General features: G+C 68.3%; 11 protein-coding genes. 3 read left to right on the forward strand and 8 right to left on the reverse strand.

Annotated features, from left to right (window positions below):
* Positions 1-4: 4 nt before the first annotated feature.
* From ACSFA7_RS17090 to ACSFA7_RS17115, 6 genes are all read right to left on the reverse strand, one after another.
* Complete coding sequence (locus ACSFA7_RS17090) at positions 5-2,488, reverse strand: glycogen/starch/alpha-glucan phosphorylase (RefSeq protein WP_435500476.1); 2,484 nt, start codon at positions 2,486-2,488, stop codon at positions 5-7.
* Positions 2,489-2,534: 46 nt separating this feature from the next.
* Positions 2,535-4,010, reverse strand: coding sequence for a glycogen synthase GlgA (gene glgA / locus ACSFA7_RS17095; RefSeq protein ID WP_435500477.1), 1,476 nt, complete (start codon positions 4,008-4,010; stop codon positions 2,535-2,537).
* A gap of 17 nt (positions 4,011-4,027) precedes the next feature.
* Entirely contained in the window at positions 4,028-5,335 is a 1,308-nt protein-coding gene (gene glgC, locus ACSFA7_RS17100) for a glucose-1-phosphate adenylyltransferase (RefSeq protein ID WP_206176854.1), read from the reverse strand.
* A gap of 83 nt (positions 5,336-5,418) precedes the next feature.
* Positions 5,419-7,500, reverse strand: coding sequence for a glycogen debranching protein GlgX (gene glgX / locus ACSFA7_RS17105; RefSeq protein WP_435500478.1), 2,082 nt, complete (start codon positions 7,498-7,500; stop codon positions 5,419-5,421).
* A 637-nt stretch (positions 7,501-8,137) separates the two neighbouring features.
* Complete coding sequence (glgB, locus tag ACSFA7_RS17110; RefSeq protein ID WP_435500479.1) at positions 8,138-10,312, reverse strand: 1,4-alpha-glucan branching protein GlgB; 2,175 nt, start codon at positions 10,310-10,312, stop codon at positions 8,138-8,140.
* 5 nt (positions 10,313-10,317) lie between these two features.
* Positions 10,318-11,982, reverse strand: a complete 1,665-nt coding sequence (locus ACSFA7_RS17115; protein WP_435500480.1) for an alpha-amylase family glycosyl hydrolase — start codon at positions 11,980-11,982, stop codon at positions 10,318-10,320.
* 131 nt (positions 11,983-12,113) lie between these two features.
* On the opposite strand from ACSFA7_RS17115, the gene ACSFA7_RS17120 reads away from it, so the two are divergent.
* Genes ACSFA7_RS17120 through ACSFA7_RS17130 form a run of 3 tightly spaced genes read left to right on the forward strand, consistent with a single transcriptional unit; the run spans position 12,114 to position 14,706 of the window.
* On the forward strand, positions 12,114-13,565 hold the full coding sequence (locus ACSFA7_RS17120) for an NAD(P)-binding domain-containing protein (RefSeq protein ID WP_435500481.1): 1,452 nt from the start codon (positions 12,114-12,116) through the stop codon (positions 13,563-13,565).
* 23 nt (positions 13,566-13,588) lie between these two features.
* Entirely contained in the window at positions 13,589-14,116 is a 528-nt protein-coding gene (locus tag ACSFA7_RS17125) for a CMD domain-containing protein (protein WP_435500482.1), read from the forward strand.
* The gene (locus ACSFA7_RS17130; protein ID WP_435500483.1) at positions 14,113-14,706 is read left to right on the forward strand and encodes a peroxidase-related enzyme; all 594 of its coding nucleotides are present in this window, start codon (positions 14,113-14,115) and stop codon (positions 14,704-14,706) included. Before ACSFA7_RS17125 ends, ACSFA7_RS17130 begins: the two co-directional genes overlap by 4 nt.
* On the opposite strand, the gene ACSFA7_RS17135 is transcribed toward ACSFA7_RS17130, so the two are convergent.
* Both ACSFA7_RS17135 and ACSFA7_RS17140 read right to left on the reverse strand, forming a co-directional pair.
* Positions 14,701-15,774, reverse strand: coding sequence for an NAD/NADP octopine/nopaline dehydrogenase family protein (locus ACSFA7_RS17135; RefSeq protein ID WP_435500484.1), 1,074 nt, complete (start codon positions 15,772-15,774; stop codon positions 14,701-14,703). The two genes, ACSFA7_RS17130 and ACSFA7_RS17135, sit on opposite strands and share 6 nt — an antisense overlap.
* Positions 15,767-16,738, reverse strand: a complete 972-nt coding sequence (locus ACSFA7_RS17140) for a Bug family tripartite tricarboxylate transporter substrate binding protein (protein ID WP_435500485.1) — start codon at positions 16,736-16,738, stop codon at positions 15,767-15,769. Before ACSFA7_RS17140 ends, ACSFA7_RS17135 begins: the two co-directional genes overlap by 8 nt.
* Between the last annotated feature and the right edge of the window lie 87 nt (positions 16,739-16,825).

Genomic DNA, 16,825 nt, shown 5'->3' on the forward strand with positions numbered 1-16,825 from the left:
CTCCTCAGCCCAGCACCACCGGCTTGGTGTTCCAGATCTCGTGCGCATACTGCGCAATCGTGCGGTCAGACGAAAACGCCCCCATCCCCGCCACATTGAGAATCGCCATCCGCGTCCAGGCATCCGAGTCGCGGTACAGCGCGTCGACCTCGGCCTGCTTGGCGACATAGCTCGCGTAGTCGGCCAGCAGCAGGTAATGGTCGCCCCAGTTCACCAGCGCATCGTAGATGCCCTGGTAGCGCGAAGGCTCGCCCGGCGAGAACGCGCCGTCGCGGATCGCGTCGAGCACGCGCTTGAGTTCCGCGTTCTCTTCGTAGATGTCGCGCGGCTGGTAGCCGTGAGCCCGGATGTCCGCCACTTCCGGCGTCGTGTTGCCGAAGATGAAGATGTTCTCCGGCCCCACGTTCTCGCGCATCTCCACGTTGGCGCCGTCGAGCGTGCCGATGGTGAGCGCGCCGTTGAGCGCGAACTTCATGTTCCCGGTGCCCGAGGCTTCGGTGCCCGCGGTGGAAATCTGCTCCGACAGGTCGGCCGCCGGCATGATGATCTCGGCCAGGCTCACGCTGTAGTTCGGCAGGAACACCACCTTCAGCAGCTTGCCCACGCGCGCATCGGCGTTGATGGTGCTTGCCACGTCATTGATGAGCCGGATCACCAGCTTGGCCATCGCGTATGCCGACGCCGCCTTGCCCGCGAACACCACCACGCGCGGCACGAGGTCGATGGGCGCGCCCGTCGCCTGTGCGTCGAGGATGCGGTGATAGCGCGTCACCACGTGCAGCACATTGAGCAGCTGCCGCTTGTATTCGTGGATGCGCTTGACCTGCACGTCGAACATCGCATCGGTGTCCAGGTCGATCTTCAGGTGTTCTCCGACCCAGTTGGCCAGCCGCAGCTTGTTCTCGCGCTTGGCGTGGCGGAACGCGCGCACGAACGCGGGTTGCGCGGCCATGGGCCTGAGCGCCTCGAGCTGCGACAGGTCGCGCCGCCAGCCCTTGCCGATGCGCTGGTCGAGCAACCCGGCCAGCGGCGGGTTGGCCTGCGCCAGCCAGCGGCGCGGCGTGACGCCGTTGGTCTTGTTGTTGAAGCGCTCGGGAAAAATCTTGTCGAAGTCGGCAAAGATCGACTGCTTCATCAGCTCCGAATGCAGCCCCGACACGCCGTTGATCGAGTGGCTCGCCAGCACCGCCACGTACGCCATGCGCACACGCCGCTCGCCCGATTCGTCCACCAGCGAAAGCCGGCGCATCAGCTCCACGTCGTTGCCGACCTTCTGCGTCACGGTGGCGAGGAACTTCGCGTTCATGTCGTAGATGATCTGCAGGTGCCGCGGCAATATGCGCCCCAGCATCTCCACCGGCCAGGTCTCCAGCGCCTCGTGCATCAGCGTGTGGTTGGTGTAGCTGAACACCTTCTGCGTGTGCGCCCAGGCCTCGTCCCATGCGAGGCCGTGCTCGTCGAGCAGGAGGCGCATGAGCTCGGGCACCGCGAGCACCGGGTGCGTGTCGTTCAGGTGGATGCTGACCTTCTCGGAAAGCTGGTCGAAGGTCTTGTGGCTGCGCAGGTACCGGCGCAGCAGGTCCTGCACGCTCGCGCTGCAGAAAAAATACTCCTGGTGCAGCCGCAACTCGCGGCCCGAGGGCGTGGAGTCGTCGGGGTAGAGCACGCGCGAGACGTTCTCCGACTGGTTCTTGCTTTCCACCGCGCCCATGTAGTTGCCGCGGTTGAAGGCCGAGAGGTCGATCTCCTCGGTGGCGCGTGCCGACCACAGCCGCAGCGTGTTGGTGGCCTGCGTGCCGTAGCCCGGAATGATGGTGTCGTAGGCCACGGCCAGCACGTCGTGCGTGTCGACCCAGTCGGCCGCGCCGTAGGGGGCGTTCTTGCCTTCGCGCTTTTGCACGTGGCCGCCGAAGCGCACGCGGTAGTTCACCTCGGGCCGCTGGAACTCCCACGGGTTGCCGCGCGTGAGCCAATAGTCGGGCGTTTCCACCTGCTGGCCGTCGACGATGCGCTGGCGGAACATGCCGTATTCGTAGCGGATGCCATAGCCCATGCCGGGCACGCCGAGCGTGGCCATCGAATCGAGAAAGCAGGCCGCGAGCCGTCCGAGGCCGCCGTTGCCGAGCGCCGCGTCGGGCTCGCGCTCGGCTAGCGCCGACATGTCGACGCCGAAGTCGGCCAGGGCTTCTCGCACGGTGTCGTACAGGTCGACCGCGAGCAGCGCATTGGTGAAGGTGCGCCCGATGAGGAACTCCATCGAGAGGTAATAGACGCGCTTCAGGTCCTGCGCGTAGTTGGCGCGCGTGGTCATCATCCAGCGCTCGACCAGTTGGTCGCGCACGGCCTGCGAGGTGGCGTTGAGCCAGTCGTCCTGGCTGGCCGCGACCGGGTCCTTGCCGACCGCGTAGATCAGCTTGTTGGCCACGGCGCGCTTGAAGGCCGCGACGTCGCGGTCGGGGTGGTCGTAGGCGAAGTCTTTGATCGTCATGGTGGGCGCTCCCGGGGTAAGTGGTGTCATGTCTGCCGTGCGTGGATCAGGCGGTGCCCGATGCCTGGTGGTAGACGTCGATGTATTGGGCTGCGGCCGTGCCCCAGTCGGCCGGACGCCGCATGGCATGGCCGCGCACGCGGCGCCAGTCGGGCGCGCGCTGGTAGAGGGCGAAGGCACGGCGCAGCGCGCGTTCGTAGTCGGCTGGGTCGAAGCGGTCGAAAACGAAACCGGTGGCCTCGCCGCTCGCCATGTCTTCGAGCGTGCTGTCGACCACCGTGTCGGCGAGGCCGCCCACGCGGCGCACCAGCGGCAGGCTGCCGTATTTCAGGCCGTACATCTGCGTGAGGCCGCAGGGCTCGAAGAGCGATGGCACCAGCGTCACGTCGCCGCCGCCGAAGAGCTGGTGCGCCAGCGTTTCGTTGTAGCCGATGGTGACGCTGACCGATTCCGGCGCCGCCGCCGCGCGCTGGCGAAAGGCCTCTTCGAGCCACGCTTCGCCGCTGCCCAGCAGCGCGAGCTGGCCGCCCTGCGCGAGCAGTGCATCGATGCCGCCGAGCACGAGGTGCAGGCCCTTCTGCTCGGTGAGCCGGCTCACCAGGATGAAGAGCGGCGCATCGGGCCGCTCGGCCAGGCCGAGCTGGTGCTGCAGCACCGCCTTGCAGCGCGCCTTGCCCGCCATGTGGCGGCCTTCGGGCGTGTGATAGCCCTGCACCAGGGCGGCGTCGGCCGCCGGGTTCCAGACCTTGTCGTCCACCGCGTTCAAGATGCCGCTGAGCACGCTGCTGCGCTGGCGCAGCAGGCCGTCGAGGCCACAGCCCTGCTCGGGCGTCTGAATCTCGATCGCGTAGGTCGGGCTCACCGTGGTGAGCCGGTCGGCGAAGTACAGGCCGGCCTTCATGAACGAGACCTGGCCGTGGTATTCGAGCCCGTTCATGTGGAAGGCGGGGCCCGGCAAGCCCAGGTCGGTGAAATGCCAGGGCGCGAAGATGCCCTGGTAGGCCAGGTTGTGCACCGTGAACACGGTGCCCACGCGCGGTTGGCCGGCCCGCCGCGCAAAGGCGATGTAGGCGGGCGCCAGCGCCGCATGCCAGTCGTGCGCATGCACGACCTCGGGCTGCCACGCCGGGTCGAGTCCCTGTGCGAGTTGCGCCGCAGCCCAGCCGAGCAGCGCGAAGCGCCGGTGGTTGTCGGCGTAGGGCTGGCGCGCCGTGTCTTCGTAGGGGTTGCCGGGCCGGTCGTACAGGGCCGGTGCGTCGATCACGTAGGCGGGAATCGGCGGCGCACCGTCGATGGCGATGTGCCCGGCCCGCAGGCCGAAGCGCTCGCCCCAGGGCGCATTGAAATCCGCCACCGGCACCAGGTCGCGCACCCCGGCCACGATGGCCGGGAAGCCCGGCAGCAGCACGCGCGCGTCCTGCCCTTCGGCCATGAGCGCGAGGGGCAGGGCACCGGCGATGTCCGCCAGGCCGCCAGTCTTGAGGAGGGGGAAGAGTTCGGCGCTGACCTGGAGGATTCGCATCGTTCGTGGCTGCGGCGTCAGGCCGTCAAACGTTTGAGCATTTCGCGGGTGACCAGCACCACGCCGGTCTCGGTGCGCTCGAAGCGCGCGGCGTCGGCGGCGGCATCTTCGCCGATCACCATGTCGTCGGGAATCACGCAGCCGCGGTCGATCACCACTTTGCTGAGCCGGGCGCCGCGGCCCACCTCGACGTCGGGCAGCAGCACCGCTTCGTTGATCTCGCAGAACGAATGGATGCGCACCCCAGAGAACAGCACCGAGCTGCTCACCTTGGAGCCCGAGACGATGCAGCCGCCCGAGACGATGGTGTTGACCGTCATGCCGTGGTGGCCGTGGCGGTCGAGCACGAACTTGGCCGGTGGCAGTTGCCGCTGGTAGGTCCAGATGGGCCAGTCGGTGTCATAGATGTCGAGTTCGGGGGTGATCGAGGCCAGGTCGAGGTTGGCTGCCCAGAATGCATCAATCGTGCCCACGTCGCGCCAGTAGGCCTTGGCATCGGGTCCGCGCGAAGCCCGCGTGACGCAGGACATGCCGAACGGATGCGCCAGCGCGCGGCCCTGCGCCACGGCGCGCGGGATGATGTCCTTGCCGAAATCATGGCTCGAATCGGGATTGGCGGCGTCTTCCTCGAGCAGCTGGTAGAGGTAGGCGGAGTCGAACACGTAGATGCCCATGCTGGCCAGCGCCACGTCGGGGTGGCCGGGCATGGCGGGCGGATCGGCCGGCTTCTCGAGAAAGGCCGTGATCTGCCGTCCGTCGTCGATGGCCATCACGCCGAAGGCGGTGGCCTCCATGCGCGGCACCTCGATGCAGCCGACCGTGCAGCCCAGGCCGCGCTCGGCATGGTCCTTCACCATGATCGAGTAGTCCATCTTGTAGATGTGGTCGCCGGCCAGCACCACCACGTAGTCGTGCTTGGTCGAGCGGGTCTGGATGATGTCCAGGTTCTGGAACACCGCATCGGCCGTGCCGCGGTACCAATGCTCGTCGCCCACACGCTGCTGCGCGGGCAGCACGTCGACCATCTCGTTGAGTTCGGCCCGCAGGAAGCTCCAGCCGCGCTGCAGGTGGCGCATGAGCGAATGCGACTTGTACTGCGTGACTACCGCCATGCGCCGGATGCCGGAGTTGAGGCAGTTCGACAAGGCGAAATCGATGATGCGGAATTTGCCGCCGAAGTACACGGCCGGCTTGGCCCGCCGGTCGGTCAGCTGCTTGAGGCGGGAGCCTCGGCCGCCGGCCAGCACCAGGGCGATGGTGCGACGAACCAGTTGGTGGGCCTGCAGGGGTTCCTGCGAGGGAGGCGTGCTGAGCTTGTTGTCCATCCTGTGTCTCCGTTCGTTCGTTCGTTGGAATGCGTCGTCAGAGTTTCTGTAGCGAGGCTAGCACCGCGCCGTGCGCATGGCTTCTACGTTCTTGCAACCCGGATGCTCGAAAAAGATACTTCTGCCGCATTGCCGAGCGCCTCTGGCGATGTGCTGTGGTCACGGGCGGGATCGGTCGAGAGACAACTGCGCCAGTTGCCCGGGGGCAGCGTGAAATTCACCGTCTCTGCACCGGCATTGACCAGCACCAGCCATGCGCCTGCGTCCTCCCTCGCCGCGCTGTTGTCGAAGAGGATTGCAAGGGCTGTGCCCGCATGCCAGTCGTCCGGCGTCATCGGCTGGCCATCGGGACGCAGCCAGCGAATGGCCGGTGCGCCCTCGGGCGGATCGGCCGGCCACCAGCGCGTGCTGCGCAGCACCGGCGCTTCGCGACGCAAGGCCGCCAGGCGCGCGACGAACTCGCTCGTGCGCGCCATGTCGCCGGCGGGGTCGGTTACACCGATCCATGCGAGCCAGGTGGTCTCGTTGTCCTGGCAGTAGGCGTTGTTGTTGCCCTGTTGGCTGTGACCCAGCTCGTCGCCGGCCAGCAGCATCGGCGTGCCCTGCGAGAGCAGCAGCACGGCGAGCAGGGCGCGCTGCAGGCGGCTGCGTTGCGCGCGCACACCGGCGTCGTCGCTCGGGCCCTCGACGCCGCAGTTGTTGCTCAGGTTGTGCGCGTGGCCGTCGCGGTTGTTCTCGCCGTTCGCGAGGTTGTGGCGCTCTTCGTAGCTCACCAGGTCGCGCAGCGTGAAGCCGTCGTGCGCGGTGATGAAGTTGACGCTCGCCGTCGGGGCGCGGCCGTGATGGGCGAACTGCGCGCTGGAGGCGGTGAAGCGATGCGCGAAATCGCCGAGCCCCGCGGCGCCCTCCCGCCCTTGCCGCAGCCAGAAGCCGCGCTGCGTGTCGCGGTAGCGATCGTTCCATTCGAGCCAGCCGGGCGGGAATTCGCCAAGGCGGTAACCGCCGGGGCCGACGTCCCACGGCTCGGCGATCAGCAGCGTGCGCGAGAGCACAGGGTCTTGCGCGATGGCGGCGAAGAAGGGCGCGCGCGGGTCGAACCCTGTGGTCGCATCGCGCCCCAGTACCGGTGCGAGGTCGAAGCGAAAGCCGTCGACGCCCATCTCGCAAGCCCAGAAGCGCAGGCTGTCCATCACGAGTTGCAGCACGCGGGGCTCGCCGAGGTTCAGGCAGTTGCCGGTGCCGGTCCAGTTTTCGTAGAGCGCGCGGTCGTCTTCGCGCAGGTGGTAATACAGGGCGTTGTCGATGCCGCGCATCGAGAGCGTCGGGCCCAGTTCGTCGCTCTCGGCGCTGTGGTTGTAGACCACGTCGATCACCAGTTCCATGCCGCGCGCATGCACCGCGTCGGCCATCGCGCGGAATTCGCTCGCGAGCGTGGTGCCGGGGCGGCCGCTCCAGTAGCGGGCTTCGGGCGCGAACCAGCCGATGGTGTTGTAGCCCCAGTAGTTGGAGAGGCCCATGGCGAGCAGGCGTTGTTCGTCGGCGCGGTGCTGCACGGGCATGAGGCTCAGCGTGGTGACGCCCAGGCGCTGCAGGTGGTCGAGCACGGCGGGCTCGGCGAGGCCGGCGTAGGTGCCGCGCAATGCGGCGGGTACGCCGGGGTGCAGGCGGGTCTGGCCGCGGACGTGCAGTTCGTAGAGGACGCGGTCGCTGGGTGCGATGCGGGCGTGGCCACGCGATGTTGGGGTACTCGCGCTTGCCGTCACACGCGCCTTGAGTGCGACGGAGCCGTTGTCGCGTCCGTCGCGTTGGTCGGGGTCTGCAGGGTCATGGCCGAGGAACAGGTCGCTGCCGTCGTAGCGGCCGACGATCTCGCGTGCATACGGGTCGAGCAGCAGCTTGGCGGGGTTGAAGCGTTGGCCGTCGCGTGGCGCCCACGGGCCGTGGACGCGGTAGCCGTAGACCAGGCCTTCGCGACCGGCTGGGAGCTGGCCGTGCCAGATGCCGTCTGTGCATGCGGGCAGGCGGAGGCGTTGCTGTTCGTTCTGGCCTGTGCTGTCGAAGAGGCAGAGGTCGACTGCCTCTGCCGTAGGGGCTGCTATGGCGAAGTTGATGCCTTGATTTGACGGGGTTGCGCCCAGGGGGAACGGGGTGCCTGGGCTCAGCATTCTTTTTGCCCTTGGGATGGTTTGTTTTTCGAGGCCGGGTCTCGCCCCGGCGGGCGAGCTACTTTCTTTTGCTTCGCCAAAAGAAAGTAGCCAAAGAAAAGGCGACCCCACTGTCTGCGACCCTCCGCTGCGCTACGGGCAACCTGCGGTGCTCGCGTTTCGCGGGGTCTCGCAGAACTCGCTTCGCTCAAACAGCTGCGAGCCCTGATCCGCGAAACGCTGCGCTCCTCGGCGCAGCCAGAGGGGAGGGGGAGACGAACGGGCCATCGCTTCGCTCGGCTTGCAATCGGGCCTTTGCTTCGCTCGGCGGGGGGACTTGCTCCCTCTCCCTTTGGGAGAGGGCTGGGGTGAGGGCACCGTGGCCGAGCGCAGCGATGGCCTGCTGGTCCCCAAATCCCTTCTGTATGCGCCGAGGAGCGGAGCGTTTCGCGGATCAGGGCTCGCCCTTGTTTGAGCGAAGCGAGTTTGGGCGAGACCCCGCGAAACGTGAGCACCGCAGGTTGCCCGTAGCGAAGCGGAGGGACGCAGACAGCAGGGTCGCCTTTTCTTTGCTTACTTTCTTTTGGCGAAGCAAAAGAAAGTGAGTCGGCCGCCGGGCCGAGACCCGGCTCCGGGAAAAAAAACAATCCCAGACCCATCAAACCAACACCCACATCACAGTAGCCAGCGGCGGCACGCTGACCGAAATCGAATCCGCCTTCCCATGCCAGGGCACAGGCGAGCTTTCAACGATCCCATTCCCCACGCCACTCCCCCCATACACAGCCCCATCCGTATTGACGATCTCCCGATAAGCCCCCGCAACAGGAACACCAAGCCGATACGAATGCCGAGGCAACGGCGTGAAGTTGCACACCACCACCACAAACGCTCCGTCGCGCGCACGACGAACAAACGCAAACACCGACTGATCCGCATCGTCATGCACGATCCACTCGAATCCGGCCCCCTCATTGTCCAGCTCATGCAGCGCAGGAAAGTGCCGGTACACATTGTTCAGATCGCGCACCAACCGCCGCACTCCCTGGTGCGCAGCCTGCTCCAGCAGATGCCAGTCGAGACTCCGGTCCGCATTCCACTCGGCAACCTGCGCGAACTCGCCCCCCATGAACAGCAACTTCTTCCCCGGATACCCCCAGAGGTAGCCGTACAGGTTGCGCAGCCCCGCGAACTTCTGCCATTCGTCGCCCGGCATCCGCCCGATCATCGAACCCTTGCCGTGCACCACTTCGTCGTGTGAAAGCGGCAGCACGAAGTTCTCGGTGTGCGCGTACATCAGCCCGAAGGTGATCTGCTGGTGATGGTGCTTGCGGTAGACCGGGTCGGTGCCGGCGTAGGCCAGCGTGTCGTTCATCCACCCCATGTTCCACTTGTAGTGAAAGCCCAGCCCTCCGTTCTCCGGCGGCCGCGTCACGCCCGGAAAGCTCGTCGATTCCTCGGCCAGCGTCACCGCGCCGGGCCGCTCGATGCCCACCACGCGGTTCATGCGGCGAAGGAAATCGATGGCCTCCAGGTTCTCGCGTCCGCCCTGCGCATTCGGCACCCACTCGCCGGCCTTGCGGCTGTAGTCGCGGTACAGCATCGACGCCACCGCATCGACCCGGAGGCCATCGACGCCATAGCGCTCCAGCCAGTACAGCGCATTGCCCACGAGGTAGTTGCGCACCTCCGTGCGTGCGTAGTTGAAGATCAGCGTCTGCCAGTCGTTGTGAAAGCCCTCGCGCGGATCGGCGTACTCGTACAGCGCCGTGCCGTCGAAACGGCCGAGCCCATGCGCATCGGTCGGGAAATGCGCGGGCACCCAGTCGAGGATCACGCCCAGCCCGGCCGCATGCGCGGCCTCCACGAAATGGCGGAAGTCGCCCGGCGTGCCGAAGCGCGAGGTCGGCGCGTAGAGCCCGATCGGCTGGTAGCCCCATGAGCCGTCGAACGGGTGCTCGCTGACCGGCAGCAGCTCGATGTGCGTGAAGCCCATGTCGCGCGCATAGGGCACGAGCGTGTCGGCCAGCTCGCGATAGTCGAGCCACTCGTGGCCGTTGTTCTTGCGGCGCCACGAGCCCAGGTGCACTTCGTAGATGCTGATCGGCGCATGGCGCTCGTTGGCCTCGGCGCGGCCTTCGGGCATCTTCACTGCGGCCGGCAGCGGCGCCACCACGCAGGCGGTCTCGGGACGCAGGCGCGAGGAGAACGCGAACGGGTCGGCCTTGCGCAGCACCTCGCCCTTGGCCGAAAGAATCTCGAACTCGTAGCTGTCGCCGGTCGCCACGTGCGGCGCGAAGATCTCCCACACGCCGCATTCGCGGCGCAGCCGCATCATGTGGCGCCGGCCGTCCCAGTTGTTGAAGTCGCCGACCACCGAGACCCGGCGCGCGTTCGGTGCCCAGACCGCGAAGGCCACGCCCTTGACGCCGTCGATCTCGCGCAGGTGCGCGCCCAGCCGCTCCCAGGGCCGCAGGTGCGTGCCCTCGGCCAGCAGCCACACGTCGGTTTCGCCGAGCACGAACGGAAAGCGGTAGGGGTCTTCGAGCCGCGAGGTGTGCGAGCCCCAATCGACCTGGAACGAATAGCCCAGGCGCGCTTCGGCCGCCGGCACCAAGCCGCTGAACAGGTCGGAACCCTCGTGCCGCGTGAGCATCGCGAGCGGCCAGCCGGTGCGCGAATGCATCACCGCCACGCTCTGCGCGCCGGGCATCAGCGCGCGCACCTCGAGCCCTTCGCGGGTTTCGTGCGGCCCGAGCACGGCGAACGGGTCGCCGTGTTCGGCGCGCATCAGCGCGCGGACTTCGGAGGCGGGCAGGGGCTTGGGTGGCATGGCGGTCAGCTGTGTCCTTCGTCGTTGGCGGGTGTTCCGAAAAAGACGCCATAGGGCGTCAGCGTCAGCATGCGCTTTTCGCCATCGCCCTGCACGGCGGCGGTCGCGGCGAGTGGGTGGCCTTGCAGCGGCACCAACGCCTCGCTCAGCGCAATCGTCACGGGCTCGCCCCCCAGGTTGAAGATCGCCTGCAGCGATGCGCTTCCGTCGCGCCGCTCGAACCACAGCACCGGATCGGGCGTGTCGATGAATGCAATGGTCCCTGTGCGCAGCAGCGGCTGCGTGCGGCGCCAGTGCAGCAGCGCGCGGCTGAAGGCCAGCATCGAACCGGGATCGTCGGCCTGGTTCTCGATGGCCAACGGCAGGTGCGAGCCGTACACCGGCAGCCACGGCGTGCCGGTGGTGAAGCCGCCATGGAGCGCATCGGCCTGCCACGGCATCGGTGTGCGGCAGCCGTCGCGGCCCTTGAACTCGGGCCAGAAGGCGCGGCCGTAGGGGTCTTGCAGCAGTTCGAAGGGCACCTCGGCTTCGGGCAGGCCGAGCTCCTCGCCCTGGTAGATGCTGGCGCTGCCGCGCAGCGCCAGCAGCAAGGCGAGCCAGAGGCGGTCGCGACGGGTGTCGGGCGCCTTGCCGTCGCTCCAGCGCGTGGCGACGCGCGGCACGTCGTGGTTCGACACCGCCCAGCAGCCCCAGCCGCCCGTGGGCGCCAGCGCCTGGTCGAGCGCCTCGACCTGGTGGCGCAGGTGCCTGGCGCTGTGGTCCGCCGTCAGCAGGCTGAAGCTGTAGGCCAGGTGCAGGCGCTTGCCGAGCTCGGTGTACTGCGCCATGACGGGCGGCGCGTTCTCGTCGCCGACCTCGCCGAGCGCGACCGCGCCGTAGCCGTCGAGCAGCCCGCGCAGGCGCTCGAGGAACACCAGGTTCTCCTGCTGGCTCTTGTCGTACAGGTGCTGCTGCATCGCATAAGGGTTGTCGGCGCGCACCGTGCTCACTTCATCGATCGACGCGAGCGAGGCCGGCGGGTTGTCGCGCAGCAGCGCGTCGTGGAACTGGTGGTTGCAGGCGTCGAAGCGAAAGCCGTCCACGCCGCGCTCGCACCAGAAGCGGACCTCGCCGAGCAGCGCGTCCTGTACGGCCGCGCAATGGAAGTTGAGGTCGGGCTGCTCGGTGAGAAAGCTGTGCAGGTAGTACTGCCGGCGGCGCGAATCCCACTGCCAGGCCGAGCCGCCGAACACCGAGAGCCAGTTGGTGGGCGGCGTGCCGTCGGGCTTGGGGTCGGCCCAGACGTACCAGTCGGCCTTGGGGTTGTCGCGCGAACTGCGGCTTTCGACGAACCAGGCATGCTGGTCGGAGGTGTGCGAGAGCACCTGGTCGATGATGAGCTTGAGCCCCAGCGCATGCATGCGCGCGAGCATCGCGTCGAAGTCGGCGAGCGTGCCGAAGAGCGGATCGACTGCGCGGTAGTCGGACACGTCGTAGCCGAAATCCTTCATCGGCGAGCGGAAGAAGGGCGAGACCCAGACCGCATCTGCCCCGAGGCTGGCCACATGGTCGAGCCGGGCCGTGATGCCGGGCAGGTCGCCGATGCCGTCGCCGTTGCTGTCCATGAAGCTGCGCGGGTAGATCTGGTAGATCACCGCGCCACGCCACCATTCGCTGTTGCTGCTGCCCATGCCTGCCCCTGTGGTCTGAATTCATTGTGGCATGCGAAATCCGGGCCAGTCATACGCGTTTGCCGACGACCGGGCGCGATTCGACAAGGCGCGAAGCTTTCTACACTGGGCGCTGTTTCCGGCTCTCTCAAATGACATCAGATTCCGTTTCATCCCTCGCCGCGCTCGAGGCGCGGCTCGCCCAAGACCTCGAATACCTCGGCTTTCCCGGCCGCCAATGGATGCCCGTGCGGCAGGTGGCGGGCGAGGCGATGCTTGACGTGGCCGTCATCGGCGGCGGGCAGGCCGGCCTAGCGGCTTCGGTGGCGTTGGCGCAGCAGGGCATCCGGGCGGTGGTGTTCGACCGCTCGCCCTCCGGCAAGGAAGGCCCCTGGGCCACCACCGCGCGCATGGAAACGCTGCGCTCGCCCAAGGAACTCACCGGCCCCGCGCTGGGCCTGCCGTCGCTCACTTTCCGCGCCTGGTTCGAGGCGCAGTTCGGGCAGGAAGCGTGGACGGCGATGGACAAGATCCCGCGCCTGCAGTGGATGGACTACCTGAACTGGTACCGCCGCGTGATGAACGTCGACGTGCGCAACGACACCGCGGTCACCCGCATCCAGCCGCTGCCCGATAACACGGCCGTGCGGCTCGATCTGCGCACGCCGGTCGGCGCCAGCAGTGTGCTCGCGCGCCGCGTCGTGCTGGCCACCGGCCGCGACGGCCTCGGTGGCCCGGCGGTGCCGGCGTTCGTCGATGCGCTGCCGCGTTCGCAATGGGCGCACTCGTCTGACGAGATGGACTACGGCCGGCTCGCGGGCCTGCGTGTCGGCGTGGTCGGCGCGGGATCGTCGGCGATGGACAGCGCGGCCACCGCGCTGGAGGCGGGCGCGCGCTGCGTCGAGCTCCTGATCCGCCGGCCCGACCTGCCGCGCGTCAACAAGGGAAAGGGCGCCGGCGTGCCGGGCCTTACGCAGGGGCACTTCGACCTGTCCGACGAGCGCAAGTGGCGCATCCGCCACTACATCAACATCGCGAACGTGCCGCCGCCGCACGGCAGCACGCTGCGGGTGTCGGCATTCCCGAATGCGTTCTTCAACTTCGGCTGCCCGATCCTCTCGGTCACGCCGCAGGGCGATTCGATGCGCGTGTCGACGCCCAAGGGCGATTTCGAATTCGACTTCCTGATCGTCTCGACCGGCTTCAAGGTCGATTGGCCGAACCGCCCCGAGTTCGATGGCATCGCCCCCCACATCCGCACGTGGAAAGACCGTTTCGTGCCCGCACCCGGCGACGAAGACCAGGAGCTGGCCGATTCGCCGGACCTCGGACCGGTCTTCGAATTCCGGGAGCGCGTGGCGGGCGAGTGCCCAGGGCTCGAACGCATCCACTGCTTCTGCTACCCGGCGGCGCTCTCGCACGGCACGGTGTCGGGCGACATCCCCGCGATCAGCGACGGCGCCAAGCGGCTGGCGAGCGGCATCGCGAGCCTGTTCTACCGCGAGGATTTCGACCATCACTTTGCCAACCTCGAGGCCTACAGCGAGCCCGAGCTGTTCGGCGACGAGTGGGTGCCTGCGCCGCCGCCCGGCGACCGCACCTGAACCTTCTTCCTTCAAGGACCTGCATGACGAATCTTTCCGTGGCGCTGCCGGCCATCGACGTGGTCGATGACGCCGTGCCCCTCTCGCCGAACCAGCCGAGCTGGGCGCTGCGCCGGCAACGCGACAAGGTCGTGGCCGCCACCCAGAGCAGCCACGACGCGATGTTCTCGCATGCGGTCGAGGGCCTGTCGCGCACCGAGCGCCTGCTGGTCGCGCTGCACGCCTGCCGCGTATCGAACGCGCCGAGCCTTGCCGCGCACTACCGCGAGGAACTGGCGGCCGAGAACGCCGATGCTGCGGTGGCCGATGCGGTGGAGCGCGGCGACATCGCCTCGCTCGCCGACGCGCGGTTGCGCGCGATGCTGGCCTTCGCCGGCAAGCTCATCGAACGCCCGATCGAGGGCGACCGCGCCGCCATCGAGGCGCTGGCGGCGCACGGGCTGTCCACGCCCGCGCTCGTGGCGTTGAGCCAGTTGATCGCCTTTCTCTCGTACCAGATCCGTGTCGTCGCGGGCCTCAAGGCACTGGCCGCCGCGGAGGTTTCGGCATGACGGCCCCGATCCGCATCCAGGGCTTCACCAACGAGGTGCTCAAGTGGAAGCCGTGGCTGGACACGGTGAATGTCGACGCCGCCACGCCAGCCCAGCTCGCGGCGCTGGATGAGATGAGCCCGCAGGCGCGCACCTCGCCCTACTTCCTGGTGCTCGCGCACCAGCCCGAGATACTGCTGCAGCGCTCCATCGCCTTCAACGCGATCATGTTCGCGCCGGGCGGCATGCCGCGCGCCGAGCGCGAACTGGGCGCCACGGTGGAGTCGCGTGTCAACGGCTGCGTGTACTGCGCGTCGGTGCATGCGCAGCGCTTCGAGCAACTGGCCAAGCGGAGCGACGTGATCGCGCAGGTGTTCGAAGAGCCGGCTTCGGCGGGAACCTCGCCGCGCGAGAAGGCCATCGTCGCGTTCTCGATCAAGCTCGGCGCCGAGCCGGACAAGGTGTCGGCCGAGGACATCCGGGCGCTGAAAGAAGTCGGGCTGGCGGAGCTGGAAATCCTTGACCTGGTCCATTCGGTGGCCCTGTTCGCCTGGGCCAACCGGCTGATGCTCAACCTGGGCGAGCCGGTCTTTCCCGCCGACGGGTCATAGGCGCGCGAGCAGGCCTGCGACGGTTTCGCGGTCCAGGCCCAGCGGCGCCAGCAGGTTGTTCTGCGCGCGGAAGTCGACGCCGTTGACCAGCGAGGCGGCATCCACGATGGTGCGCGTCGCAGGCGTCGGCACACCGGCGATCTGCCCCAGTGCCTCCACGAAGGCCAGGCCGTAGGGCATGTCCTCGGTCACGTAGCGGGTGTCGGTCCGCACCGGCCCGGGCGGGCCGCCGCGCTTGGCATGCAGCTCGGCCGCGATGTCTTCGAGCCGCGTCGACGCGGTGCCGAAGGAGCGCGCGAAGTGTTCCTCGATGGGGCCGAGGTCGATGCCGAAGGCCTTCGCCACGGCGCGGCGTTCCAGGTCCAGCGCCTCGATCGCGCGCGACACGCCGGGCGTCATGCAGTGGTACTGCGGCCAGTTTTCCGCGCGCTCGACGCGGGTCCAGTTGAAGACCGCGAGCGGGCCGTGGGACTGCGGGTTGACGTTGGCGAGCGCGCTGGCGAGCACGCTGTCCTGCGGGAAGAAGCCATCGCCGAACAGCGCGGTGCAGAGCGCCACGGCCTGTGCGACGTTCGCGCCCGGAAGCGCCGAGACGCCGACCGCCTTGCGCCGCGTCATCACCTGGACCTGCGTGCCCGATTCGCGGCGCGCGGTCAGCACGGTCGTGCCGAAGCTCGCGACCGTCACCTGCTTGCCCGCGCGCCGGGCGGCTTCATGGAGATAGAGCGACGACAGCGAGGCCATCGAACTGACGATCACGGTCTGGCCGTCTCGCAGGAAGGGCAGGAGCGCATCCATCACGCGTTTGTGGCCGTTGACCGGGAGCGCGAGCAGCAGCACGTCCGCCGAATGGCAAAGTTGCGCGGCATCGTCAGCCACCTCGACCGTCACAGTGCAGGGTTGCACGCCGCCCGCTTCCAGCGGCTGCGTGCGCAAGGCCTCGGCGCCCTGGCCGCCCGGCGACCAGAGCGTGACGCCGTGGCCCGCCTGGCGCAGCCATGCGGCGCTGGCGAACGCGATGGCGCCGGTGCCCGCGATGCCGACGCGGTACGTCGAGGCGTCAGTCAACCTTGATACCGCCCTGCTTGATCACCTTGGCCCAGCGCTGGCTGTCTTCGGTCACCACCTTGCCGAGCGCCGCCGCATTGCCGCAGGTGTTGACCGCACCCAGCTGGGCGAAGCGCTGCTTCGTCTCCGGCAGGTTGCACACCTCGACCAGCGCGGTGGCGAGCTTGTCGATGCCCGCGGCCGGCATGCGCGTCGGCGCCATCACGCCCACCCACACCGGCACTTCCATGCCCGGCAGCCCCGTGGCCTCGCCGACGGTGGGCGCCGTGCCCATGCTGGGCAGGGCCGCGCGCGAGAAAGTGCCGAGCACCCGCGCCTTGCCGCTCGCGACCATGGGCTCGATCGAGGCGACGCTGGTGACGATCGTCGCCACCTGCCCGCCCAAGAGGTCGGTCAGCGCCGGCGCGGCGCCGCGGTAGGGCACGTGCAGCAGGTTCACGCCGCTCGCCTGCGCCAGCAGCGCGCCGGTGAGGTGCGACACCGTGCCGTTGCCGGTCGAGGCGTAGGTGACCTGGCCCGGCCGGGCCTTGGCGTCGCGCAGCACGTCGGCGATGGTCTTGTAGGGGCTTTCGGTGCGCACGGACAGCGTCATCGGCGTGTCGGCGACCAGGGCGACGGGCACCAGTTCGTGCACCGGGTCGTAGGGGAGCTTGGCCTGCAGGTGGGGCGCGATGGTGACGGCGCCGCCCGTGGCCAGCAGCACGGTGGCCCCGTCGGTCGCCTTGGCCACCGCGTCGGCGGCGACGATGCCGCCGGCGCCTGCCTTGTTGTCGATGATCACCGAGGTGCCCAGCCTGTCGGTGAGCTTGGCGCTCAGGTAGCGGGCAATGACGTCCTGCGCGCCGCCGGGGGCGAAGGGCACGACGATGCGCAGGGGCTTGTCGTTCTGCTGTGCCCACAGGGGCGTGGCGGTGACAAGGGCGGCGGCGAGGCCCAGGGCCAGGGGTTTCCAGAGCAGTTTCATGGCGTTCAGGCAGTACGAAAGCAGACGTTACCCAGGCAACATGCAGGTTGCGTGCCCCAAGTCTAGGGTCTGCCGCGCGGAGGGCAT

It is taken from the genome of Variovorax trehalosi (assembly GCF_051216415.1).
In the GTDB taxonomy this organism is placed as follows: Bacteria; Pseudomonadota; Gammaproteobacteria; order Burkholderiales; family Burkholderiaceae_C; genus Variovorax.